Here is a 25,646-nt window from a genome sequence, read left to right on the forward strand (position 1 = left end):
CGAAGCATGACCAAGCATAATTCGCTGGGCAAGCTTTCTTCGGGATGTTTGCTATAAGCCGTTTTGCGTCGCGCTCGTCCCTGGCGTTATTCCGATTCTTCTTCGAAGTCCGCGGCGCGGATTGCAAGGTCGGGAATGTTGGATTAGCAACGCGTGCAAGTAGGGATTGGCAGGTCGTCTACGATATGCTGTGGTGAGTGCAACACCGGCATCGAGCTCTGAAAACTGGTTTCAGTTTGGGAACTTGGCCTACGGCAAGCTAAGATGAAATGTCGGACTATGTTTCTATAGGAGTCATCATTAGCGAAAAGCGTTCTGATCGATCGTCACACGGCGAACTCGATCGCAACTCGCCTCTGGTTTTTTCAACCAGGGAGCTCGGCCGTTCGCCTGGCTCAATGAAAACTCTCAATGAGCAGGTTTCGGCACCCGCAGATGTGGGAAATGCACTCATCGGTATTCGTGGAGGATCTGAGCTTGACTTAGATCTTCGCTTTGAAGCCGTGCATGAAGGAATTCTGGTATCGGGTACCGCTACAGCGCAAATCGCTGGGGAATGTGGACGATGCTTGGAGCCCATCGAGTACGACTTCGAGGCTGATATTCAAGAGCTCTTCTATTATGAAGAGAGCGAAGAATTCGAAGACGATGATGATGTGGATCAGTATTGGGTGGTCGGTGACTTGATTGACATCGATCCGGTAGTACGGAGCGCAGTGGTTACCGCCCTGCCGTTCCAGCCGGTTTGCCGGGAAGATTGCTTGGGGCTCTGCAGTGAATGCGGAATCAGTCTCAACGATGACCCTCAGCATGATCATGAGATCCTGGATCCACGTTGGGCAGCGCTAGCGCAGCTGTCCGACATTGTCGCAGAGGATGCGACAAATGATAAAACGTCAGACAAGAGAGAAGAGAAGTAGTCGTGGCTGTTCCAAAGCGGAAGATGTCCCGTGCGAATACTCGTGCCCGCCGTTCTCAGTGGAAGGCTACCGCACCGAACCTGGTGAAGACCGTTGAAAACGGTCGCGTAACCTACAGCCTGCCTCACCAGGCTAAGGTTGTCACCGACTCGGCTGGTACCGAATTGTTCCTTGAGTACAAGGGTCGCAAGGTCGCAGACGTCTAAGACATGTCTTCAAAAGAAGAACTTATGAAGCGTCTCGGAATCAATATTGATTCCGAGACGTTTCGTCTTGCATTTACCCACCGCTCATATTCCTATGAGAACGGTGGCATTCCAACGAATGAACGCCTTGAATTCTTAGGTGATTCAATTCTTGGCTTCTGCGTTGCAGAATACCTATACGCAACTTTCCCGAATTTGCCAGAAGGCGATCTCGCGAAGCGGCGAGCGGCTATTGTCAGTACCCGCGCCTTGGCGATCATTGCCCGTGATTTGGAAGTGGGGGAGCACCTGCTCCTAGGACGTGGGGAAGCCCAGTCCAACGGAGCCAATAAATCCTCCATTCTGGCAGACACCATGGAAGCAATTCTTGGGGCCACCTACTTGGTTCAAGGCATGGAAGCTGCGCGCTCGTTTGTGCTTCGCTTCGTCACTCCACTGCTGGAAGATCATCGGCTGCTGGGCGCGACGACTGACTGGAAAACTGTAATCCAGGAAGAAGTAGCCTCCCAAAAGCTAGGCGAGATGCACTACCAGGTCAGTGGTTCCGGTCCTGACCACGCACGCACTTACCTTGCCGAACTCCGCATCGGAAACGAGGGATACGGCCAGGGGCATGGGCCATCCAAGAAGGAAGCTGAGCAGGAAGCGGCACACAAGACTTGGCTGTTGCTGCATCCAGGTGAGCAGCTACCTAAGGGATAGCGTTTAGTTCATGCCAGAACTGCCAGAAGTTGAAGTGGTCCGAGAAGGACTGGATAAGTGGGTTCGCACTCGAACGGTACTAACCGCTCAAGTGCTGGACCCGCGGTCCGTCCGCCGTCATACCGACGGCGTTGAAGATTTTGAACAGACATTGAGCGGTTGCTCTATCGCTTCCGTGGTTCGCCGGGGCAAGTTCCTCTGGATGGACCTCGAAGGCCTTTCAACTCCGGCAGCATTGGTTGCCCACCTCGGCATGAGCGGCCAACTTCTTGTCGAAGAACCTGATGCTCACGATGAGAAACATCTAAAAGTCAGGCTCTCACTCAGCGAGAGATCTGATTTCCCCAGCGAACTGCGTTTCGTAGACCAGCGAATCTTTGGGGGAATGTTTATCTCCCCACTGGTTGCAACAACCGATGGGTTGCCTGCCGGAGCCGGGTCGCTAAAAGCATCGATCCCACAGGCGGCTGCTCACATTGCCCGAGACGTGATGGATCCTCACCGCAAGACCGAAGACCTGTACGTCGCGCTTCGCAAAAAGACGACAGAACTCAAGAGAGCCATTCTGGACCAGGGGATCATTTCCGGAGTCGGCAACATCTATGCGGATGAAGCACTTTGGCAAGCAGGCCTTTCAGGTTTGCGCAATACTGGCACTATCAGGCGTCCAGAAGTGCAACGCCTCAATGATGCTTTGGTTGACGTGATGACACGCGCCCTCGCCGCTGGTGGTACGAGCTTTGATTCTCTATACGTGAATGTTAACGGCGCTAGCGGTTATTTCTCCAGGTCCTTGAACGCCTACGGGCGCGAAGGCAAAGCCTGTTTGCGTTGCAGAGAAAACGGCCGTGAGTCTCTGATTCGTCGTGATCCCTTCATGGGCCGTTCTTCCTATAGCTGCCCAGTGTGCCAGCCGCGACCACGCCGTGCACCGAGATAAGCTACTTTTCTGAAATTTGGTCGAATACTTGCACAAGGATTTCCTGATAGTACTCCGGCTGATAATGATACGGTGAACTACCCCATTTATGATTTTCATCGGATAGGCTGATATCCAGAGACGGTTTTATTGATCTAAAACCCAATTCTCGAAGGTACGAAAAATATGGTTCGTATAACTTATTCGCGTAATGAGCGGACCAGTTTCTGAATTTAGGAACGTTACTGCCTTGACAAGAATGATCAGTCCAAATGGTCTCAATGTATATGCTATTGCTGAATAGACCACATTCTACGAGAATATCTTTGAGGGTAAGTACTCCTTGTTTCCAAAGCTCAAAGTGTTGGCTGGTGCCAAAATGAATCTTAGCCTTGGCATACGGAAAATCATCTAAAAGACTTGATTTGGATAGTTCCGCGGAGTTCGTGATGTATCGCCCGCCCTGGAGTCGATAAACTCCTAGTCGTTCACTTAAGATGTCAAATAGGAATACTTCGACTTCATTCGATTTTTCACGCAAAGTAGAGAAGAGCGAGGACTTAATGTCTCCGACTACCATCCGGGAATTAAAGTTTGTCGATGAATTTGCTGTGTTAATTCGTGTCTCGGGTAGCGAGTTGGCGCTAATAAGCGACTGGCGAGCGATGTAACCCGTTAAATAATGTTCATCCTTGACCAGTTCATAGGCATCCCTAGAAACGCAGCCACCGTATATGAAGAAATTTACCATTGTTCCTGCGAAATAAATATTAGTAGTTATGAGAGAAAAGATTATCGGATACTGAAGATCTTAACCTAGTAAGACTATTCTTAATTACCCGAAACTGAGCCAAGACATGATCCCACCCAAACTGTAAAGATCACGAAGTTGCTTCTTGTTTAGTGAACTTGCAGTTGATAATTTACGAATGTATTCGATATCGACAGTTCCCTGTAAAGCAGTACCATTCGTTTGTTCGAGAGCGCTAGATAACAGTTCTTGTCCAGTCTCCTTGTAAACTACCTGCCAAAAATTAACTCCCAATCCGTTGGCTTCCTCCACCTTAGCTTTGCGTTGCGCGGCAGTAAGTTTGGGTTCGGTGGCATTTAGGCGTCGAAGAACGGATAGGAAAGTGCTATCAGCTTCACATTCAGGTGTGAGCCCTTTTACAAAACTAATTTTCTCGTTATTCTTTGGCCATGAACGTAATTCTCGTCGATTTCTTAGTTGCAATAGGTCTTGGCTGAACCTGTCGTAATCGAAGGGCCATGATAATAGATCAGGTTTCAGCGAGTCTAGTAAATCATGGCCAATGAGATTTGCCGATCTGACATGTTGCGTAGATCTTCTGGCTAATTCGAAACCAGCAACAGAATACAACGGGTCAAACCTAGAGCCAACACGACTCCATAATAAAGACGTCTGACCGATATGGTAGCGATTCCGATTATGCGTATAAAACGCATCGCCTATGAAACTGGCATCCTGATAAAGATGGGACAAGTGATCGAATTTTTTTGTTAGTAATGATGAAACGTTCGCGATTGCTTCTGGCGAAAAATAGGTGCTCTTGGTGTTTGCTGTGGGCAGATAGCTTGATATAAGGAGGCTGCTATCAAGTCGACCAAGTGAGTCGGTAATTTTTCTGTTTCCAAAGAATGTTCGAAGCACTTCTCCGTAGCCGCCGCCCATTGCGCTAACTGGTACAGAGATTTCTCGACCGAACGGGCCCGTATTAGTTATTCCACCACTCGCAAAGAGTGCGCCCATTAGTCGTTCTGACATGTTCGTCGTTGGTGCAGTCGTGAGCCCTGCCCCGTCTACTCGTTGTAAGCCGTATTGTCTCGTCAGGCCATCGGCGATTATTCGATCGGTGGAACCTTCAGGGCCGGAACAGAATATATTGACTCGATCTCGCAGTTCTAGGTTCAATACTGCGGAGAGAACTAGGCGTGAGTCAAAACCGCCTGTCAAGTGTGCGGTGATTTGCTGAGAATTCGTCTCTGCTATTGCTTGGACAGCGCCTTGGACGTCAGATCGGAGAATTGTAAACAAATCATAGAGCGATGCAGAGTCAAGGCTCTCGCGAATCTTGTAATTCTTTGTAAAGATTTGATTTCCGTACAATACGAAATACTGAAAAGGCTCAAGTGAATGTACACCCTTGTAACTTGCAGGTGTGAGCCCTCCGTTGCCAAGCATGAGACGCTCTACCTGAAACAATGGATCCTTTTCCAAGATGATTCCATGTGTCTCGGCTGCATGTACAATTTCTACGATGCTGGTAGAAACGAATGCTTTGCCCTGCTTATTGAGAGAGAACGCAAGTGCACCGCCCAGTGGGTCAGGAAGACAAGCGCTCCATGAATCTACTGAATCTTCAATGAATAGTGCACCAGGGTTTCGTGCACCTTTCGACCACCAATCAGCAAGTTCTTCAATACTCCACCGTTCCGCGGCTTGTGGTAGTGACGAATCGAGATCCGCAGTTCGCTTAATGCATGTTCCGTTTAGAATTACGCTTCCATCGAGCCAGAATCGTCGTGAACCACGAATAACGGGATCTTCATTCCGTTTCACAACTGTGTTTATTGGCGCCGAACTGATTGAGGTATGCGGTAACCCCGTAATCACCGGAGCATAGGTCTTAGTAGAAGCCATACGTCTAACCTTACTATGTGATGTTTGTTCAAGTCTCGGTGGGCAGTCCCCGTGACTACGAGCAACCTGAACCCAAGATGATAATCACGAATGAACGGTGACTAGAATTGGAAGTACGGGTGCCTCAACTGGCAAAATTTGATAGCCCTGCGTTCCAATTCGGAGCATGGTTAACGAGTGACTTAAGAGGTTCCATGTATTCGTTCGCAGGAGGGACTATGTGCCCCTTTCCCCAATTCTGGATCTTAAAATGAATATTTGATTGCTCACGCGTAGCAGCCTCAAAGCGCGAGAAATGATTCTCGTAATACAGTCTGTCACCAGTATTTTGTATGTATGCCACGGTATTTTCTCTTCCTTTGGCGTACCACTTTGACATGCTTGTTGGAATTTTTGCGGCAATCATTTGTGGGTTCCATCCCGGATACGCTTTTCGGGAGTAGTCGTCAAAGCGATCAGGTTTTCCAAGAAGTTCAATGCGAGGATTCATCACTAATGCAACTGACTTTGGAAAGTAGGTACTGTAATGAAGAGCCGCATATCCGCCAGCGGAGGAACCAAAAAAAATAAGATGTTTTTCTTGCCCGGGACGCTGTGTCAGGGCGATGATTGACGGGATGAACTTACCAGACGGAACTCGTTTGGTGCTTTGGTGCCAAAAAGTGAGTAGTTTTTCTGCTCCGCCACAAGCGGAGTCGGCGAAGGCGAGTAAGTTGACACCGAGCTTCTCAGCGAAACCCGATCCGGTAAAAATAGGATACTCAACGGTTTTGGGTCCAGTTGCCGCATGGAATGTGACAAGGGTCACCGGAGAATTTCGGTCTTCGAAGTAGAAATCGAAATATCGTCCGTTGGATTTGATAATGGTAAGCCCTTCAGAAAGACCTGCACGAAGTGCGCTATCAAAGTCGTCAAATATGCGTCTACCGCGGGAAGAGTGCTTCTTAATGTTCCTGGTACGATTCAGCATATCTAGGACCTTATCTGGGGCTGGATAGTTATTTTGACGGTCGATGGCTTCGCGTTATCACAACGAAATCTCATTTGACCCATTGCGGGTAAACGAGGAGCGCGCATTTTGTTTCGTGACTCCGGCTTTAGGGTAGGAGTGTCCCGCTCTTCTTCATATCGAAAACATGGGCAATTTTCGAGGGATGAACCTAGGTCGGACAGTGCGAGCTGCTTAGCGGGAAGCATTGTCAGTCTCACTGGCTTCCGTTTTTTGATGAATTCAATTTGAGTTTGCTTCTTAGAATTTTAAATCTTTGGCATTCATCGAGAGGTCCATTAATTGTTCCAAGAGGCTACCGATTAGGGTGGACGGTGGTGGTGCGTGCCCTTCGGCGAATTCCCTGACGAAGACGATGTGATTATCGTCCAGCGAATTGACCCCTTCTTGTAGTTCTTTTTGCGTCGTCATTGACCAGAGGGGCTTGAGGTGTTTGCTCCGATGCCAATCAGCACTGTTCTGAAGGTAAATAACACGTCGGGGCGCGGTAAGAGTCTGGCTTCGCAAAACGTGGGTGTGTACTTTGGAATCGGTTCTGCTCTTACAAAATTGTTTCCAATCGGGTGAGCCTAAAGTCGCAAAGGCGAAATTAAACCGACTTCTCAAGTATGCTTTTACGAAGCGTTCTGCGTATTCATATATATCCGTTTGTGGATTCCAAACCAGCGCGGTCGAGTCTCCTTTGAACCTTGAAGCGATATTTAGCGCAGCAAATCCACCTCCTGATCCACCTATGAAAATCAACTCGCGTTTAAGGCTCTCCTGAAGGACAGTTAAAGTCGCGAGTAGATTAGCTGTGAAGTTGTCGGTTGGACCACCTGTGTACCAGGCTAGGCTTAAGGAAGCGTCATCATCGAGGCTTGGGTCCGCGACGGCGATTAGTGGAAGTTTTTTATTGTTCGTCAGTCCCAGTCCGGAAAAGAATGGCCCTTTCTTATCTCCTCGAGAAGAGATGGCACCTGTGAAGAACACTGGTTGTGCTTTAAAATCTGACGCATTAATATATTCATTTACATAAATGTCAATTGGGGATTCATCTTTACCAAATTGAATGGTATGGATCCCCGGTAGCATAATCCAGCGATTTTTAAAATCTGACAAGTTGTCCCATACGTAGTGCAGAACTTGCCACTGCCTGTAGTTTTTATCAGTCATTGAAATCCTCGTTAGTTCTGGATGATAGGTGTTGAAAGGAGTGAGCTGTAATAGTGATTATGCTTAGAATAGCTGTGATTCACACTGTTTCTATATCTGTTGATCAGTCTAGCTGTTTTGATCGAAGATCAAACTAAAGGATCGTAGGCAGACTGACTCGGAATAACTAGTTATTCCGAGTAATTTTCGTGGCGACTAGAACTTGGTCATTGAACGGGGCCCAAGCGTCAACAGCCCACTGGCCAAAGCTTTTATCGGTGAGCGTCACACAGGCCAGACGATGTTTAGGGTCCACCCAGAGGAACGTACCAGACTGCCCAAAGTGTCCATAGGTGGACGCGGGATGGTTTGCACCTGTCCAGTGCGGCGCTTTGGACGATCGGATCTCAAACCCGAGTCCCCAGTCATTCGGGTTCTGCCGGCCATAGCCGGGCAGAATTCCAGCGAGGTTCTCGAAATGCACACGCGTTGCCTCGCTCAATGTTTCTTGCGCCACGATAGTTGGGTTCAAAAGTTCGGCAGCGAATTTTGCCAGGTCGGCAGCGGTGGATCGGCCATCCTTTGCGCAGCTGCCGGCAATTTCTGTATCAGCCATCCCCAGAGGAGCGAAGACCGCTTCCTGGGCATACTGGGCCATGCTGATTCCGGTCTGTTGTTCCAGATGCTCTGCGAGCTTTTCAAAGCCGTAATTCGAGTATCCGCGTTTAGTCCCTACGGCAAAGCGGATGGTTCCGGAATCAAAGTCATACCCGGCTGTGTGCGCCAATAGGTGGTGCACGGTTGAACCCTCTGGCCCTGCAGGGTCTTCGAGGGTGATGGCTTCTTCTTCCAGAGCAACCAAGAACGTGTAGGCACTGAGCAACTTGGTCACCGAAGCCAAGGGGTAAACACGGGCAGTATCACCGTGCTGGTCAACGATTGCACCATTGCCGTTCACCACCACGGATACCGCATTGTCACTTGGCCACTGGTCAATCTGCGTCAGAATGCTCATAGAATGATCTATCCCTCGATTTTCTTCCTCGGATTTTGCGAGCACAACCAGATAATCCCCAGTGCGCTTCGCTAGAATTGCGACAAGGATTGGGTTTGATTGCCCAACCTAACTTTAGCGATTTCGCCCAAACATAGGAACTTCACGCCGTGCATCTCAAGACTCTCACCGTTCGCGGATTCAAGTCTTTCGCATCGGCGACCACTTTTGAGTTTGAACCGGGCGTCACGGCTGTTGTAGGACCTAACGGTTCCGGCAAGTCCAATGTGGTTGACGCGCTGTCCTGGGTCATGGGTGAACAGGGTGCCAAGACGCTTCGCGGCGGCAAGATGGAAGACGTGATCTTTGCTGGCACTTCTGGCCGCCCACCACTGGGCCGTGCCCATGTGTCCCTGACAATCGATAACTCTGATGGCCAGCTGCCTATCGACTATGCAGAAGTCACTATCTCCCGCACGCTGTTCCGTACTGGTGGATCCGAATACGCCATTAATGGAAGTTCTTGCCGTCTTCTGGACATTCAAGAGCTGCTTTCGGATTCCGGTCTGGGTCGAGAAATGCATGTGATTGTCGGTCAGGGACAGCTGGACCGCATCTTGCACGCCACCGCTGAAGATCGGCGTGGTTTCATCGAGGAAGCGGCCGGCGTGCTCAAGCACCGACGGCGCAAGGAGAAAACCCTGCGCAAGCTGCAAGCGATGCAGGGAAATCTGGATCGTCTTGAGGATTTGAGCGCCGAGGTTCGCCGCCAATTGGCTCCGTTGGGACGGCAAGCGAAAATCGCTCGCCGTGCGCAGACGGTGCAGCTTGATGTCAGGGATGCAAAGTCCCGTCTGCTGGCAGATGATTTGGTCACACTGAACAACAAGCTGGCCCAGGATATTGATGACGAATCCAAAATCCAAGCTCAGCAAGAAGACGCTGCGGCACGCCTGGAACGCATCAAGAAGCACATCGCTGAACTGACTGCCCAGATGGAAACCATTACCCCGCGACTAGTTCAGATCCAGGAAACGTGGGTTTCGTTGAGCACGCAGGCAGAGCGTTATCGATCGCTGGCCGCGTTGGCTCGTGAACGCGGGAAATTGCTGGAAAGCAATGAAACCCATTTCGATTCCAGCCGTGATCCTGAGCGTTTGGAAGCTCAAGCTGAGCGAATGAGCGAAGAACTTGAGGAACTTGAAGAAGCTCTTGAAGACCGCCACGAGATTCTTGCTGAAGCTGTAGAGGCTAAAGAGCAGGCCGAGGAAGCATCACGCGCCGAACAGCAGCGGATGGCTGCCATGCTCCGCGCCGCGGCGGACCGTCGAGAAGGCATGTCACGGCTCGCCTCGCAGGTGGCTTCCGCACGCAGCCGTGTCGACGTGACCCGGGCCGAAATTTCCCGCCTCCAGGAAAGCGTCCAGTCCTTCGACTCGGACCTTGAACTGGATTTGCGCTCTCACGCAGAAGTTGCCGGTGATCTTGAGAAAAAATTGGCGGGCGAAGCCCAGCTGAATATAGATTTCGAGAGTTCAGATCGGGAACACGCAGCATTGTCAGAAGAGCACAATGCCGACAGTCAGCGTGAACGCGAGCTATCGGTGCGTGTTTCCGGATTGCGTGCTCGCCTTGAAGCCCTGAAGCTGAATTCCAAACCAGATGATCAGTCGTCACAGCTTCTTGGATCAACATCCGGACTGCTCCTGGGCCGTTTGGGGGAGCTGATTACGGTTAATCCGGGATATGAACAGGCCATCGCCGCGATTTTGCGTGACAGTGCCGAAGCTTTGGTAGCCAAGAACCTTGGTGATGCGTTGGATCTCATCGAGGACCTCCAACAGCAGCAGGCCAGCCAGGTATTCCTGCACGCCGAAGTTCTGCCAAGTGGTGCAAAGGCTACTGCAATGCCTAATGCCGTCAGCGCTCGTGAAGTTGTAGCTGCCGATGGCCCGCTGGACAGCTTGCTTGATCAGCTTCTTGTTGGCCATTACATCATTGAGGAAATGAGCCAAGCACCTGCGGCCTTGGTGCAGAACCCATCTGCGCTGCTCACCACCTTGGATGGCATCACTGTTTCGGCAGTCCGCAGTTCCGTGGGGGACTCAGCAGGCGCTTCCCTGATCGCGCAGCAGGCCTTAGTGGAGCAGACGGAAACTGAACTCTCCCAGTGCCAGGAAGAACTTTCCACAGTCGAGCAAAGATTGGCTCAGCGGGGACCAGAGCTTTCCATCGCTCAGCAACAGCGAGATGAAGCCCTGTCGGCGCTGGCTGAATCTGACGCCACCATTGATGAATTATCCTCGTATCTGGCACGTCTTGGACAGAAACTTCGCAGCGCGCGATCGGACAAAGCCAAGCTGGAAGAAAAGCTCGAAGCAACGCTGGAGAAGCTGGAAATCGAGCAGGAATCTCTGGAAGAGATTACCGAGCGCATGGAGCTAGCTTCAACGGATCAAGATGAAGATACTGTTGATGACGCTGCACGAGCAGCTCTTGCAGATGCTGCAGCCGCGGCACGACAGCAGGAATTAGAAGCCCGTCTTGCCTTGCGCAGTAGTGAAGAGCGCGTTTCTGCGTTGCGTTCGCGCGTTGAGGGTCTGCGCCGCACTGCGGCAGCTGAGCGCAATCACCGTGAAGTTGCAGCTCGTCGAGCGGAGCAGCGCAAGGAGCAAGCGGCCAATGCGATCCGTATTGAGCAAGCTGCTGAGCGCGTCCTGCGTTTCATTGAAGTATCCGTATCGATGGCTGGCCAAGAACGCGAAGAGCTGGCCGGAAAGAAATCCGAACTGGAATCCATGCTTGTCAGCCAACGCAAGGAAGCGGAGCAGCTCTCCGCCGAGCTGGCCCGTCTTGCTGATGCTGTGCATCGTGATGAGATGGCCCGTGCGGAACTGCGGATGCGCATTGAAAATCTTGAGACCAAGGCCCTGGGAGAACTGGGATACACCCCTGATCACCTCATCGCCAATTACGGTCCAGACCAGCTGATTCCGGAGGCCCTCGACGAAGACGACAAGTGGGGCGCGCTGCGGCAAAACGTTGATGAAGAAGGCAATCCTGTCGGCACCCGAGCATATGATCGCGTCGAGCAGGAAAAGCGGCTGAAGAAGGCCGAACGCGACCTGGCGGCCTTGGGCAAAGTCAATCCGTTGGCACTTGAAGAGTTCGCTGCCTTGGAGGAACGCCATAAGTTCCTCTCCGGCCAGCTCGAGGATTTGAAGAAGTCCAGAGGGGATTTGCAGCAGATCATTGCCGACGTTGATTCCCACGTCGAGCGGGTGTTCACCGAGGCCTACAACGACACCGCCGTTCAGTTCAGGCGGATCTTCGATCGCCTCTTCCCAGGCGGCGAGGGCCAGCTGGTGCTCACCGATCCCGAAAACATGCTCACCACAGGCATCGAGGTGGAAGCGCGTCCGGCCGGCAAGAAGATCAAGCGGCTCTCGCTGCTCTCCGGTGGCGAGCGTTCGCTGACTGCTGTCGCGTTGCTGGTCGCCATCTTCAAGGCTCGCCCGTCGCCGTTCTACGTGATGGACGAGGTGGAGGCGGCCTTGGACGATATGAATTTGGGACGCCTGATCACGATCTTCGAAGAGCTGCGCGAGTCATCGCAGCTGATTGTGATTACCCACCAGAAGAAGACCATGGAAGTAGCTGATGCCCTGTACGGCGTCACTATGCGCGGAGACGGGGTTTCTACGGTGATTAGCCAGAAAATTGACCGTAAAATGCAGAACATTTGATGCCCGAATATGCGACGCTGGTATACCGAACGCGATGGTGCTTCCTGACCCAGTCTGCAAAGCGATTCGTGAAGCGATAACTGTGTCGGCAACTGCGTGTGATTGGATACAAGAATTGGGATCCAAGGCAGTACTGCTTGTTAGCGCGACACGTCATGTTAGTCGTTGAACGCGAAAAATATGGATTCATTTCTTCAGTATTGAAGCTTCGGAAATCGCGGATTATCGTAGCAGTGCAAAACTCCGCTCACAATGAAATTACTGCAAAATTCGAGAACAATTCCATTGGGACTAGGGCGTTCACAGAATTTTCTGCCAAGTAGACGGAAGTTCGGCGCCTCAGTTTCACTGTTGGGGTCGACTGTCGTTTTCCTTTGGGTTCTGTCAACCAGCGGACGCATCGTTGGATGCATGGGCGCCATCGTAGCTGGATTGCAATGGCTAAACGATGTGTTGGTCACTCAGGAATCCGGTAAATTCGACGAGAACGGTAATCCGACGAATCCCTTGTCCGCTGGTATCTATCTCGGTGCCGTAGCGGAACAGATGAACTGCGTTACCAGCGCCTGCTTGTCATTGCGTCAGCAAGAAGAAGTTGGCGAATTCGGCGCTGACAAAAATGTTCGGATGTACCGTTATTCAGTCAAACCGAACTTTGGAGACTGCACTGGGCCACAGATGGTTGAGGCATACTCGGGTCGTCAACCATTTTCAAGTCAACCGCCCTCGCACCAGGGCTCGCATTTTGTGCAATGTGGGATCTATCTTGGGTTGGATAAATCGCCGCAATGTTGACGTGTGGGGAAGTGGCCTGACGCGCCTCTTGGCACCGAATTAAGTTGATGCAGTCAAGCGTTTATGGGTATAGAGATTCATGCGGTACGTGGAAAATGTACCCGCCTTGAACTATGAGACTCTCCTGTCTGGGAAGTACCAGAAGTCTACGATGACACAGGGCTGGTGCTGTCAGACATGATTTTTGCGCGCGAAGCCAAGCCACGCGAGGTAATTGCCATTTCACACTACGTTCATTTACCACGGATTCATCATGATGTAATCAGCAGACGTGCGATAGATGTGCGCAATGCTGTGAAGTCAGTAGAGGGGCAAATAGCTGGTTCAAAGCTGGCAGTTTCCAGTCTCCTACTCGGTTTGTTTGCGGCCCAAACAATACGGTGTCCCATGGGTTTGGAGGGACACTAGTGACCATCAGCAGGCCGCATAGAACTTCAAGTTATAGACCCTCTTCAGCCTTTTTCGGGCTGGGACACCGTCATCGGCGTGCAGATCATGAAGGAAGTACTTGCCATTATTGATTCGGAAGCATTGACCTAGCAGGCTACGTTGCCAGAACACCAGATAGATTTTACCTTGCTACGTGATGCTTTCCCGGTGGAATCTGTTCAAGGATCTTTGCGTGACGTGTAGCACGCTGGTGTTTCGGCACTTCCTTAAGGGAGGCACATAAATACTAGAAATGACGACGGTGGTCACGAGCACATGCTCGGAACCACCGCCGTCAGTATGTAGTTTCAAAATTCTGCGACTATGCGCTTATTTGGCTGCTCGTGATTACCGCAGTGGCTTCAGGGCGCGGCGCGCCCTTGTAGACGTTTTCATAGCTATTCGACAGGTGGCCAATGTCTAGAGCTCTCTTCCCGGATGCAGCGAGGCGATGAGCCAAGATGCCGCCGGCGGGACCAAGTGCCACCAGCGCTAGGTCACAATCACTGTCAGAAACCAACGCCTCAACACGGTCAATGTCATCGTACGCATCAATTGGTAATGAGTGGATGAATTCGTGACCTGCAAGATTGTCGAAAAGTTCGGGAATCAGGTCAAAACGAGATCCCTCGCCAGTCACAATGGCTACTTTCTTGCCTGCCCATACCTGACGCCACAATTCAACGGCACGATCTCCTAGGGCGGAAAAAGCTTGAGGACGGGTAATATGCGCACAGGCATAACTTCGATCCATCGCTGTCAGCTGGCTCAACTGTGGCCAGAGCTCCTGATATACACCGGACCAATGTGCATCACGGAAGAGCTGAGGGAAACCGACTAATACGTTGGCGTCTCTGCTAACGAATACCTTGCGTAGATCTTCTTGAAGTTCTGGGGAATTCTTTTGGAAACGCAGGTTGAAATCATTCAACAACATTAGGCGGAATTCACCATCGCCAAAACGAGCCATAGACACGTCAGTAGAAGCGAGCAACTCCAATGTCTCTAGTAACGTTTTGACCTGCTTGCGGTGGAAAGCCGTGACATCCTGCATGACTTCAGAAGTGACTGCGAGGCGGATGGTTTCCAGTTCCCGACGATGTGTCTTGAGTTCTGCATGAATCTGACGAAGCAGTTTCGCTTGCGTTTGATCAGGCCCAACTATGGGGTCGAGAGTTACAGCAATAGGCTTTGCGTTCACTATCCTGACGTTGAATATTCGGTTTGCAGCTTGTCGGAGTCGATCAAACACTTGGATTCCTCTTTCACCTAAGGATCTGCCGATCCTATCATTGACGCGGTCTTCTAACTGTTAGGAGCTACGGATGAATGAAGCCTTGAAACGTGAACAGGAATGGAAGGTTAAATTCAGCTTTCGTAATCATGGCGAATTGGCCAGTTAACCAGGTTACGGTCCAAGGAGTGGCTTTAGACGTCAACCATCGGTCCTTGGGAAACTAACAGATGTTTTTCTGTCCGTTCATTCGGTATGCCACAGTATCGTCGAGAACCAGTGGACCGCCAATCAGCACATTAGTCCAGCCGTCCATTGCCCGCATTGCGCTGGCTACCGAAGATGGCAGGCAGGACTTTTTAGCCAGCAGCATTGGCGCGCCATTGTAGCCTGCAGCGACGGCACCGCTCAGTCCGTCGGGGAAGCTCTTGCCGTTGGCAATGAACTGGCGCTGCGCACCATTTGGCCAGAAGGCCTTGGCGATGACAGCACTGGTGTCATAACGTGTTTCGCCGCCGTAACGAGCGATCCTGGCATTCGGAAGCGCTTTTCGGATCTCGTTTTCCGCATTTCTGGAGATTGCCAGTGGCCCGCCAGCCAAGTACACGGTGGAGGGATTCAGGCGTTTCAGCTGCTTCAAGATGGTGCTTGGCACGTACTTCTTGCTGCTCAGCAGCAATGGAGCCTTGCGGTCTGCCGCGACAGCTGCCATGGACAGGGCATCAGGGAACGAGCGTCCAGATGCCACAAACACGTTCTTGGCAGAAGACCAATTCGTAGCAATTTCTGCGCTGGTTCCATAGCGCGTATTTCCTGCTTCGCGGGATACCGGCGCATACTTCTTCAGCTGCGTGAACGTCTTGCTGCTGACTGCGGTTGGGCCACCTGCAATGATGATGCGTGATGGATTGAGCCGCTTGATTTCCGCAGCCACTGCGCTCGGCAGATAGGCCTGCTTGGTCAGTAACAGCGGGGCATTGTGGCGGTTGGCCAGCGAGGTAACTGATAGTGCGTCAGCGAAGTGCTCGCCGGAAGCCACGACAACAGTTTTGGCCCCGTAGGGGAAGGTGCGCTTGGAGATCGCAACAGGCGTTCCATAGCGGTTGGCCCCAGACATGCGCGATGGGCCCAAGCGGGTCGGCCAGACATCCATATCGCCAAAGTAGCTGGTAGTCAGCTTGTACTGCGTGCTGCGCCGGTTCTTCGCAAAGTCGCGCAGCGATGTCAGATCGCCGTTCCACACGTTGGCATCCACATTCTTCGTTGACCCCAACATATTGGAGTTGGAAGAATACTGCCAGACATTGAACGTGGTCCAGCCTTCAGGAAGTTCGCGGGGATTCTTCGCAACGTCAGCGGTGGGGAAAATCGAGACATGCAGTGGCCAAGACTTGAACGCTTCAGAATCACCCGTGCACTCATCCCACCACGACTGGGCCGTGTAGATCATCGGCAGGCGACCGGTCTTGGCCTTGACGGTATTGCCGAAGTCCTTGATCCAGGTAACCAATTGGGAAGGCGTCATGCCGTAGCACATATCGCCCTTGCCCTGCGGATAAGCGGTCTTGTTGTACGGGTTCCACTCGATATCCAGCAGTGGCGGCATGGTGTACCCGTCATTGGTCCAACCGCCGCCGTTGGCCATGAATTCCCTGGCCTGAACAGCACCGGAAGAATGGGCAGGCATGGCGAAATGGTACGCACCGCGAATCAGGCCGGCATTGCGCGACTTGGTGTAGTTCTGGCTGAACTTAGGGTCCTTGTACAAGGAAGAAGGCCACGACTGGGAGGCCTTGATGTAGGCGAAACGTGCCCCGTTTGCCTTGGCAGTGGACCAGTTCACGTCGCCCTGATGGCGGGAAACATCGATCCCAAGGGTGCCCGGTGGACGCCAGGTCCGCAACTCATCGAGGGAAGCTGGCGCGCCCACCTGGAACGGAACTGAAGCCGCAGAATCATTTGAAGGCAGCTTCGCGAGATTCGCTAGTTCGTCCATGGTAGGGATCGTCGCGTCACCGGTTTCGGCAATTCGCTTGGCACCCTGGCCCAGCTGGGCATCGAGGTGCACGAGCTCCAATTCGGCCAGCGCCTTGTCGGCTAGCTGCACGCGTTCTTTCTTGGAAAGATCATCGTCTTTGGACAGTGCCTTGGAAATTTCTTCAGCTGCTGGAGTGGCAATAGCAGCCGGCGCACTGGGTGATGGCGCCTTGGTCTCAACTTCGCTGGTGCTGGTCCCGGTGGCCTTGGCCTCGGGAGACGGCGTAGACGATGGCTCCGGCGCATCAGCCACGGTAGCAGTGGGCGAGGGAGACTGAACAGTTTGAGCGGAGGGCTCTTCTGTTGGAGAGGCGAACCCCGGACCAGCAGAAAGCGGGATGGAAAGTGCGGCTATAACCGCAATTGATAGAGCTTTGGATCGTCGCGTCCGGATAGCCGGCATGGATTCCCCTGAATAATCGAGTGCAAGTGAAATGGCGAAAGCCATTGCTAGTATATCTACCCGATGTTTCCCGGCAAGATTCCGGGAATTAATATCGGCGCGAAAGTCAGGGGAAATCTAAAACTGCGGAATTGCTTAATCGGCCAATTCCACCGGTTTTATGGTCTTGGGAACCAACAGCCAGGCAATCACTCCGACCAGGCCCACGACAGCCGAAATATTGAAGGCTAATTGGAAGCTGATCATGTCGGCCATGGCCCCGGCCAGCAGCGGGCCGATGATGGAGCCTAGATCGGTGCACATCTGGAATCCGGCCAGTGCCTTGCCACCGTTGCGGCCGGAACCAATTACGTCAGCCACGGACGCTTGCTGAGCTGGGCCCAGCAGCCCGCCGCCAATGCCGGCCAGGACCGAGAAGACGATGAAGCCAACCAGGGACGTCGAATACCCCATCGCGCCAATGGACACGAGCAGGACACTCATGCCAAGGACCACAGGGATCTTGCGTCCGATGCTGTCTGTCAGGCGACCGGAGAACACCAGCGCGCAACCATTGCCGATGGCAAACACCGTCATGGAGATTCCGGCGGCCGTGGCACCCATGGTTTGGCCGAACACGGCCAAGGCGAAAAGCGGGATCATGCTGTTGCGCACGCCGAACGCCAGCCAGCCGTAGCTGAACCCGGAGAACAATGCCGCCCGGTAGGCGGGGGAGACCAGCGCCTCGCGGGTGGTCACCACTTCAATATCGGAATGCCTTGATCGCGGGTTTGCCGCATCTGCATCCAGATCGCGGCGACGGCCCAAGGCCATGTAGACCACGCCTGCGGCAATCACCAGGGCGGTGCCGTAAATCAAGAACGGAATACGCATGCCCAGCGGGGCAAGCAAGGTTCCAAGAACCGGACCGAAGACGTTGCCCAAGAGGAACGAGCCGGCGTACAAGCCCGAGATGCGTCCACGGGATTTCTCCGGAGCCAGCCGCGCAATTAATGCCATCGCTGAAATAGTAAACATGGTCGAACCGAACCCGCCCAGTCCACGAGCAATCAATAGCTGCGTATAGTCCTGGACCACAGCGCAAAGCAAAGTCGATACCGCAACCAGCAAAACACCGGTGACGTAGATCTTGGGCTCGCCGAGCTTGCCTACCAGGACACCTGCTACCGGTGCGAAAATCAATCGGGTAAAGGCGAAAATGCTGACGATAATCGTGGCGGCCGCATTGCCGACATCAAAGCTCACTGCATACTGGGGCAAGATGGGGGCGATGAGCCCGAAACCCAATGCGATGATGAATGCCGCAACCAGCAATACGCCGATTTCTTGGGGGATGGGCGCCTTGGCAGCACGGGTGGTTTTCAATGCCATATCAATTGAACAGATGGTTCTGCCGCTCAGCGAACAGTAACCCTCAGCCTTTCTGGAACGACGAACGGGGCTAAGCAACGCACCTGCCAGTCTAGCCTTGAATGCAAAATGTGCTGATGCTGGTGCCGCCTGCCATATGATCCCTAAATCGTTGGAGATATGAGACGATTTAGAGCGTGTCTGATTCGCTTATATTAACCATCATCATTGTCGCGGTTGTTGCCGTGGTGGCCATTGGCGTCATTGCCTTCGTCACCAAGGGCCGCAAGCCCAAGACTCCGTATACGTCAGAGCGCGATGCAGACGACTTGCCAGCTGGCCAGAGTGCTGAGGGCGATACTGATGCCGCAGCGGACACTGCCGGTGCAAGCGATGCGCCTGTCGCGGTCCAAGAGCCTGCCGCACCTGCCGCACCTGCTGCGCCACAGCTCGATGTTCCAGAACCAGTGCAGGGCCGTCTGGCCCGGCTGCGTGCGCGACTGACCAAATCCAACAGTATGTTCTCCAAGGGCCTGCTGGCCCTGCTCAGCCAAGACTCAATTGACGAGGATGTCTGGGAAGAGATTGAAGAAAATCTGCTGATGGCAGACCTGGGTACCGAGCCTGCGCTTGAGCTTGTTGACGCACTGCGTGAACGAGTGAAGATTGAAGGCAGCAAGGACCCGGCTCGCGTCAAGGCAATGCTTCGCGAGGAACTGCTCAAGCTGGTGGATCCTAGCTTGGACCGCAGCTACCTGCCTGAACCGCATCCGGACCGCCCAAGCATCATCATGGTGGTCGGGGTCAACGGTGTTGGCAAGACCACCACCATCGGCAAATTGGCGCGAGTACTCGTTGCGGAAGACAAGGACGTCCTGCTGGGCGCTGCCGATACCTTCCGTGCGGCCGCCGCCGAGCAGCTGGCTACCTGGGGCGACCGCGTAGGCGTGCCTACCGTGCGTTCCGAAATCGACGGTGCCGACCCGGCCTCCGTTGCCTTTGAAGCCGTTTCCGCGGGCATCGAGCAGGAAGTCGACATTGTCATGATCGACACCGCCGGCCGCCTGCAGAACAAGGTCGGCCTGATGGACGAGCTGGGCAAGATCAAGCGAGTGGTCGAGAAGAAGGCCACCATTGACGAAGTCCTGCTGGTCCTCGATGCGACCACCGGACAGAACGGCCTGCAGCAGGCCAAGGTCTTCTCCGAGGTTGTCAATGTTTCGGGCATCGTGCTGACCAAGCTCGATGGCACTGCCAAGGGCGGCATCGTCGTGGCTATCCAGCGTCAGCTCGGTGTTCCGGTGAAGCTGGTGGGATTGGGCGAGGGCCCGGATGATCTCGCGCCTTTCAACCCGGAAGAGTTCGTGGACGCACTGCTCGAAGGCTAATCGATAATTCCATATTTTCTTGATCTCCCCGTCGTTTCCTACGGCGGGGAGATCTTGTTTAAGCGGGCGCTGCGCATCTGCAATTCCTGCACAGAGCAGTTTTGTTCCTGTTGGGCCATGGGGCGCACACAGGGGTTGGAATCAAGGAAATCTTGCAGTGAGGTCAGTCACACCACTCGACCCTGGGTCCGAAACTTTCCTTGGGGCCTCCACGGAAAAGATCTAGTCAGTGAGTGAATGGAACTTTTCCGGCGCCTTCTGGCCGCGGGTCACCCAAGGAGGCAGTGACCAGTGCTACAGAAAACGTCCAGACTACTTGGGTAAAGATGTTTTCTGGGGAAGTGTGTCCCTTCAATCTGTACGCACTGCATGAGGGATACTCCGGTTGATTCTGGGTGCCCCCGTGCGGCCAGACCAGCCGGTAAAGGATCCATCCAGAAGTGTCGTCGAACCAAGACCTGCCCATACCAGTCAAGCAGGACCCTAAGCCCACGGCTTTTCGCATGGACATCCAGGGCCTGCGCGCCATCGCCGTAGGTGTTGTTGTGCTGTACCACTTCTGGGGGCACTATCTGCCCGGCGGCTTCGTCGGAGTCGACGTGTTCTTCGTGATCTCGGGATTCCTGATCACTTCGCATCTGCTCGCCAAGCCGCCGAAGAGCATTGGCGATGTCGTCAATTTCTGGATGAGGCGAGTCAAGCGGCTGATCCCTGCCTCCTTCTTGGTGATCCTGGCCAGCGTCTTGGGCATCTGGTTCTTCGCACCGTCCACGGTGTGGCAGGACTGGGGGTTGCAAGCGATGGCCGCGACGTTCTACTTCCAGAACTGGTACCTGGCACTGACCAAAGTCGATTACCTTGCCGAAGGCGAAGCTCCAAGCCCCTTCCAGCATTTCTGGTCCCTGTCTGCAGAAGAGCAGTTCTATTTCGTATGGCCAATTCTGATCGGCCTGCTGATCATTGCTGCCGTCAAGTCCGGAATCAAGCCGGCAACCGCCGCGTTGGCCGGAATCAGCGCCGTCTTCTTGATTTCCTTCGGATACTCGCTATACGCAACCGCGACCGAACCGGGCAGCGCATACTTCTCAACCTTTACCCGAGTCTGGGAATTCTCGGCAGGCGCCTTGGTAGCGGCATTGGGAACGCGCGCGCATGCGGCCAAGAGTGATGTGATGAGCTTGATCGGGTCGTGGGGCGGAGTCCTTGCCGTCGCATTCAGCGCAGTGGCCTTTACCGGGCAGATGCCGTTCCCCGGATACATTGCAGCAATTCCCGTATTCGGCACCGCACTGATCCTGCTCTGCCATTCCACGCACAAGTACTCGCCCAACATGTTCTTGAGCAGCAAGCCGTTCCAGTTCTTCGGTGACAATTCCTATGCCATCTACCTCTGGCATTGGCCGCTATTGATCCTGATGCCGTTCATGGTGGAAGACTTCAAGTGGCCTCAGAAGATCATTGCCCTGGCCTTGACGCTGGTCTTGGCTGTTTTGACGCAGAAGCTTGTCGAGGTTCGATTCCGTAAGTTCATTGACGCCTCGGTACTGCTCACGGCGCCACGCTTCCTTGCCACGGGCAGCCTCGTCTTGGCTTTGGTTGCCGGAGCTTTCTACCTCAACACCGAACGCATTATCAATGACGCCCAAGACGTCGACAAGGCCTTGGCCCAGGTCGAAAAGGAGCTGGGCGAAGACTGCTTCGGTGCCGCGTCGCTCAGTGAATCATGCGGTGAAGCAGTGAATATCGAGACGGCCTACCAGCCGGTGGCTCCCGCCCCGGTAGTTGCGAAGACCGACAAGCCGGTTGTCTACAAGGACGATTGCTTCGCCAGCCAGGACGCCGACTACAAGGACCGCCCGGTATGCAACTACGGTGATGGCAAGATCAAGGTAGCACTGGTTGGAAACTCGCATGCAGGCCAGTGGATTCCTGCTTTGGAACCGATGGCGAAAAAGAATGGCTGGAGTATTGATACCTATCTGGCCAGCCGTTGCGCCGTCATGGGCGAACCGCAGGTCTTTGACTCCGAGGCACGGGAAAAGGGCTGCGCTGATTATGGCAGCTGGGTGACCAAGCAGATCGAAAAGGAAGACTATGATCTGGTGATCAGCTCCAACCGCCAGTCCCTTCCGGTTTCCGGATACGAAATGGAAAACACCGCTGAACCTGCCCAAAAGGCCTACGAAAAGATTCTCCAGGACTGGGCCGGCACTGGCGCCGCTGTAGCGGTCATCCGGGACACGTCCTTCCCGGGGGAGACCGTGGAGAATGTGCCTGACTGCGTGGCCTCCAGCGATGGCGAATTCAGCGAATGCAGTGGCGAGGCGAAGCAATGGATCCCGATGGATCCGCAAGCCGACGCGGTGAAGGCCCTGGACAAGCCGAATATTATTGACGTGGACATGAATGACCAGCTGTGCGAGGACGGACGCTGCTTTGCGGTAGTCGGTGGCATTGTGGCCTATTGGGACCACTCGCACTTGACCGAAACCTTTGCCGAGTCCCTGTCCCAGACCCTGGAATCCCGGCTGAAGAAGGAACTGGATTCGAAGGAACTGTTCCCGGCAGCATAGGGCTTTGCGGCACCTTGCTCGATAGGCTCTGGCTTCAACGCAGTGAATGCGTTGGGGCCAGAGCCTATTTTTGTTTCCTAATGCCCGTGACTGCCCCGGGAGCATCGCGGCCCGGGCGAAATGCGGAAACGCTTGGCTCATCGGGCAGCCAGAATCGCCAGGGGAACTGCGGACCGCCGGCTATCCCCGCGACGCCAACGCGGGGTCCAGTGCGCAAAGCTTCCGGGAGACCACAGGCAGCACGGAGGGTAAAGGGTGCAGCGAACAGATCCAGCCCGTCATGTTCCAGTCTTGTGAGGCCCAATGCGGTGGCCAAGTTCCCCGGTCCACGGGCCAGCTGGATTTCCGGGATGGGGTTGCGGGCGTAGCGGACGGGCCGCTTCTCCAGTCTTCGTGCGTGGGCCAGGTCGGCGCCGGAAATAATTTCGCCAGAACGTATCAGCACCCCGGACGCAGCTCCTGGTGGTGAGCAGACGAAATTCAGGGCGTAGTGCATTCCATAGGTGAAGTACACGTATGCGTGCCCGGGTTCCAGGAACATGGACGCGTTGCGTTCGGTTTTCCTGTCCTTCGAGTGGCTGCCCGGATCGTAGGGCCCTGCGGTTCCCAGGCCCATGTACGCTTCGGTTTCGGTGATGCGCACGCTGACCGGTCCGTTAATGGAATCCACGGTGAGCACTGCACCGAGCAACCGGGGCGCAACGTCCAAGGCATCGGGCAAGAAGAAAGATCGGTCCATGCTTCCAGTGTGCCTGCTCCAGCTAAATTGTCCCCGGCCCCTGTAAGGATCATGGGTACTTGAAACTTGGGGGTTCAAGCAACTCGCACTTGTGAAATGGGGAATGAGCATGAAAAGGTTCTTAGTAACTGCAACCGCACTGGCCGGAAGTCTATCGCTGGCTGCCTGCGGGGTATCGGCAGAAGAGTTCGAGGCTGCGCAAGCCTCGAGCGCAGCCATAGCTGCTGAAAAGGAAGCACTGCAAGCCCAGCTGGCAGAAACCGAAACGCAATTGGCCCTGGCCGAGGAAGAAGCAGCAGAGCTTCGCGCAGCCGAGGAAGAACGCGCAGCGGCCGCAGAAGCCCAGAAGGCACGCAAGGCGAAGGAAAAGAAAGACAGGGAAGCTGAGGCCGCGGCGGAAAAAGCCAAGGCCAACAAGGCCAAGAAGGTCACCAAGCGGGCGCTGGCGCAAATCGTGAAGCAACCGGACTCGCACATCGATGAGAATGTGATTCTCTACGGCCTGGTCACCCAGTTCGACTCCGCGACCGGTCCCTGCACCTTCCGTGCCGAGCTGAGCCACGCGCAGGTGGGCAAATACGACTACGAGCACAATTCGATGTTCACTGCCGGTGACGGCCTGGCGGACTGCGAGGCGCTGGATGACATCGTGGCCGAGGACATTGTCCAAATCACCGCCACGGTGACCGGATCCCTGAGCTACGACACGACCATCGGCGGATCCACTACGGTGCCGAAGTTCCAGGTCGTGAAGATCAAGCGGCTGTAGCCGCTGCCGGCATCCGCCTCGCCAGCCCGGCATCAGCAGAAAGCACTTTCTGCTGATGCCGGGCTGTTCTTTTGACCGTCGGCCAGCAGCACCGTGAACTGTTCGAAACGGCGGCGAAACATTGCCGAGAAGCAAACGTTACCCCCGGCAGGAACTTGATACACGGCGGAAACGAAGCAGCGAGTGTTCGGAAACATCGGGCGCGTTAGATAGTCATAACACCACCGATACACCGAATACCTTGAGGGGAAGTGATCCAGATGGAGTTGGATGTAGCCAGCTTATGGATCCTGATAGCTGCCGCACTCGTATTGCTGATGACACCGGCACTGGGACTTTTCTACGGCGGCATGACTCGCGCCACCGGCGTGGTGAACATGATGCTGATGAGTTTCTCCGCCGCGGCGATCACCGCCGTTGTCTGGGTGCTCTGGGGCTACTCGTTCTCTGCCGGGGAACCAGCCATCGCCGGAATCGTCGGTAATCCAATCAGCGACTTCGCCATGCACAACACCGAGCAGTCCGAATTGCTCGCCGCCGGATTCGCCGGTACCTTCGCCATGATCTCGGTAGCCATCATCTCCGGAGCCATCGCCGACCGTGCCCGCTTTGCGCCATGGCTGTTCTTCGTCCCGCTGTGGGTCACCCTGGTGTACGCACCGGTGGCCTTCTGGGTCTGGGGTGGAGGCTTGCTCTCCGCAGACGGATTCCTGGGCAGCATCTTCGGCGAAGCCATTGACTTCGCCGGCGGCGCAGTGGTCCACACCAACGCAGGTATCGCAGCCCTGGTCCTGGCCCTGAAGCTGGGCCAGCGCCACAACTTCCACGATCGTCCGCAGCCGCACAACACCCCGCTGGTCATGCTCGGTGCCGGCCTGCTGTGGTTCGGCTGGTTCGGTTTCAACGCCGGTGCGGCGACCACCGTCGAGCAGGCTGGACTCATCTGGGTCAACACCCTGGCAGCTCCGGGTGCGGCCGTCCTTGGCTGGATCCTGGTTGAGAAGCTTCGCGGTTCCCGCCCCAGCTCGCTGGGTGTCGCCTCCGGCCTGGTGGCCGGCCTGGTCGCCATCACCCCTTCTTGCGCAGATGTGGCCCCGTGGGCCGCGATGCTGCTGGGCGTCCTGGCTGGCGCCGGTGCAGCCTGGGCAGTGAACCTGAAATGGAAGCTGGGCTACGACGACTCGCTGGATGTTGTCGGCGTGCACCTGGTCGCCGGCTTGATCGGAACCCTGTTCCTGGGCTTCTTCGCCCTGCCAACCGAGGAGAGCGCTGGCGGACTGTTCTACGGCGGAGGCGTCGCCCAGCTGATCGCCCAGGCAGCCACCCTGATTGTGGTCATGGTCTTCTCCGCGGTGATGACCTGGGTCATCGCCACGGTCATTGGAAAGTTCAGCCCATGGCGTGTCGCGGCAGATATCGAAATTGCCGGGATCGACGAGGCGGAGCACAACGAAAATGGATACCAGCTGGTTTCCAAGTAAGGAGCGGAATCTGGAAAATAACGCAACACAAGCACGAGGGGCAGGGCGTTTCTGAAACGTCCTACCAGGACCGCCGGTGGGCCATGCAGCCACCGGCGGTCCTGGCGTGTTCACGCCCGGTGCCGGGCACATGTGTAAATCATGGGAATCGCCTAG

The 25,646-nt window shown here is 54.4% G+C and carries 19 protein-coding genes; 10 read left to right on the forward strand and 9 right to left on the reverse strand.

The genetic code is table 11. The features are described from left to right. Nucleotides 1-398 precede the first annotated feature (398 nt). From ACIP6G_RS04485 to mutM, 4 genes are read left to right on the forward strand one after another with little or no spacing between them, the layout of a single operon-like run. The gene (locus ACIP6G_RS04485) at nt 399-920 is read left to right on the forward strand and encodes a DUF177 domain-containing protein (protein ID WP_181148963.1); all 522 of its coding nucleotides are present in this window, start codon (nt 399-401) and stop codon (nt 918-920) included. Nucleotides 921-922: 2 nt separating this feature from the next. Further along, entirely contained in the window at nt 923-1,126 is a 204-nt protein-coding gene (gene rpmF / locus ACIP6G_RS04490) for a 50S ribosomal protein L32 (RefSeq protein ID WP_013348816.1), read from the forward strand. A gap of 3 nt (nt 1,127-1,129) precedes the next feature. Further along, nucleotides 1,130-1,828, forward strand: a complete 699-nt coding sequence (gene rnc / locus ACIP6G_RS04495) for a ribonuclease III (protein WP_388021798.1) — start codon at nt 1,130-1,132, stop codon at nt 1,826-1,828. Nucleotides 1,829-1,838: 10 nt separating this feature from the next. Continuing rightward, nucleotides 1,839-2,768 carry a bifunctional DNA-formamidopyrimidine glycosylase/DNA-(apurinic or apyrimidinic site) lyase gene (mutM, locus tag ACIP6G_RS04500; RefSeq protein WP_133833481.1) on the forward strand — a complete coding sequence of 310 codons (930 nt, stop codon included), beginning with the start codon at nt 1,839-1,841 and terminating at the stop codon, nt 2,766-2,768. A 1-nt stretch (nt 2,769) separates the two neighbouring features. Here the strand turns inward: mutM and ACIP6G_RS04505 are convergent, their stop codons facing one another. The 5 genes from ACIP6G_RS04505 to ACIP6G_RS04525 all read right to left on the reverse strand — a co-directional run bounded on the left by ACIP6G_RS04505 (nt 2,770) and on the right by ACIP6G_RS04525 (nt 8,612). Next, on the reverse strand, nt 2,770-3,498 hold the full coding sequence (locus ACIP6G_RS04505; RefSeq protein ID WP_133833480.1) for a DUF6270 domain-containing protein: 729 nt from the start codon (nt 3,496-3,498) through the stop codon (nt 2,770-2,772). Nucleotides 3,499-3,582: 84 nt separating this feature from the next. Beyond that, nucleotides 3,583-5,409 (reverse strand): hypothetical protein, encoded by a 1,827-nt coding sequence (locus ACIP6G_RS04510; protein WP_400288832.1) that lies wholly within the window; start codon nt 5,407-5,409, stop codon nt 3,583-3,585. 124 nt (nt 5,410-5,533) lie between these two features. Then, nucleotides 5,534-6,379, reverse strand: coding sequence for a hypothetical protein (locus tag ACIP6G_RS04515; protein WP_400288833.1), 846 nt, complete (start codon nt 6,377-6,379; stop codon nt 5,534-5,536). A 279-nt stretch (nt 6,380-6,658) separates the two neighbouring features. Continuing rightward, nucleotides 6,659-7,573, reverse strand: coding sequence for a hypothetical protein (locus ACIP6G_RS04520; RefSeq protein ID WP_400288835.1), 915 nt, complete (start codon nt 7,571-7,573; stop codon nt 6,659-6,661). A gap of 166 nt (nt 7,574-7,739) precedes the next feature. Next, nucleotides 7,740-8,612, reverse strand: a complete 873-nt coding sequence (locus ACIP6G_RS04525) for a serine hydrolase domain-containing protein (protein WP_400288837.1) — start codon at nt 8,610-8,612, stop codon at nt 7,740-7,742. 104 nt (nt 8,613-8,716) lie between these two features. Here ACIP6G_RS04525 and smc point away from each other — a divergent pair, with 104 nt between their 5' ends. Further along, nucleotides 8,717-12,292: a chromosome segregation protein SMC gene (smc, locus tag ACIP6G_RS04530; RefSeq protein WP_400288839.1), complete on the forward strand. Its 3,576-nt coding sequence runs from the start codon at nt 8,717-8,719 to the stop codon at nt 12,290-12,292. A 411-nt stretch (nt 12,293-12,703) separates the two neighbouring features. After that, on the forward strand, nt 12,704-13,087 hold the full coding sequence (locus ACIP6G_RS04535) for a hypothetical protein (RefSeq protein ID WP_400288840.1): 384 nt from the start codon (nt 12,704-12,706) through the stop codon (nt 13,085-13,087). A gap of 751 nt (nt 13,088-13,838) precedes the next feature. Here ACIP6G_RS04535 and ACIP6G_RS04540 read toward each other — a convergent pair. From ACIP6G_RS04540 to ACIP6G_RS04550, 3 genes are all read right to left on the reverse strand, one after another. Continuing rightward, nucleotides 13,839-14,768 carry a GT-D fold domain-containing glycosyltransferase gene (locus ACIP6G_RS04540; protein WP_400288842.1) on the reverse strand — a complete coding sequence of 310 codons (930 nt, stop codon included), beginning with the start codon at nt 14,766-14,768 and terminating at the stop codon, nt 13,839-13,841. Between the two features lie 205 nt (nt 14,769-14,973). After that, nucleotides 14,974-17,040, reverse strand: coding sequence for a cell wall-binding repeat-containing protein (locus ACIP6G_RS04545; RefSeq protein ID WP_400288844.1), 2,067 nt, complete (start codon nt 17,038-17,040; stop codon nt 14,974-14,976). Between the two features lie 285 nt (nt 17,041-17,325). Next, nucleotides 17,326-18,561 (reverse strand): MFS transporter, encoded by a 1,236-nt coding sequence (locus ACIP6G_RS04550; protein WP_400288847.1) that lies wholly within the window; start codon nt 18,559-18,561, stop codon nt 17,326-17,328. 176 nt (nt 18,562-18,737) lie between these two features. On the opposite strand from ACIP6G_RS04550, the gene ftsY reads away from it, so the two are divergent. Both ftsY and ACIP6G_RS04560 read left to right on the forward strand, forming a co-directional pair. Continuing rightward, nucleotides 18,738-19,928 (forward strand): signal recognition particle-docking protein FtsY, encoded by a 1,191-nt coding sequence (ftsY, locus tag ACIP6G_RS04555; RefSeq protein ID WP_400288850.1) that lies wholly within the window; start codon nt 18,738-18,740, stop codon nt 19,926-19,928. A 440-nt stretch (nt 19,929-20,368) separates the two neighbouring features. Then, a complete protein-coding gene (locus ACIP6G_RS04560) occupies nt 20,369-22,501 on the forward strand; it encodes an acyltransferase family protein (protein ID WP_400288853.1) in 2,133 nt (710 codons plus the stop codon). A 64-nt stretch (nt 22,502-22,565) separates the two neighbouring features. Here the strand turns inward: ACIP6G_RS04560 and ACIP6G_RS04565 are convergent, their stop codons facing one another. Then, nucleotides 22,566-23,240, reverse strand: a complete 675-nt coding sequence (locus ACIP6G_RS04565) for a DNA-3-methyladenine glycosylase (protein WP_400288856.1) — start codon at nt 23,238-23,240, stop codon at nt 22,566-22,568. A 109-nt stretch (nt 23,241-23,349) separates the two neighbouring features. On the opposite strand from ACIP6G_RS04565, the gene ACIP6G_RS04570 reads away from it, so the two are divergent. Beyond that, entirely contained in the window at nt 23,350-24,009 is a 660-nt protein-coding gene (locus tag ACIP6G_RS04570; protein WP_400288859.1) for a hypothetical protein, read from the forward strand. A gap of 260 nt (nt 24,010-24,269) precedes the next feature. Next, nucleotides 24,270-25,490 (forward strand): ammonium transporter, encoded by a 1,221-nt coding sequence (locus tag ACIP6G_RS04575; protein WP_105657853.1) that lies wholly within the window; start codon nt 24,270-24,272, stop codon nt 25,488-25,490. The last annotated feature ends 156 nt before the right edge of the window (nt 25,491-25,646 follow it).

Origin of the sequence: Glutamicibacter sp. NPDC088483 (assembly GCF_044753145.1) — a bacterium.
Classification (GTDB): domain Bacteria; phylum Actinomycetota; class Actinomycetes; order Actinomycetales; family Micrococcaceae; genus Glutamicibacter.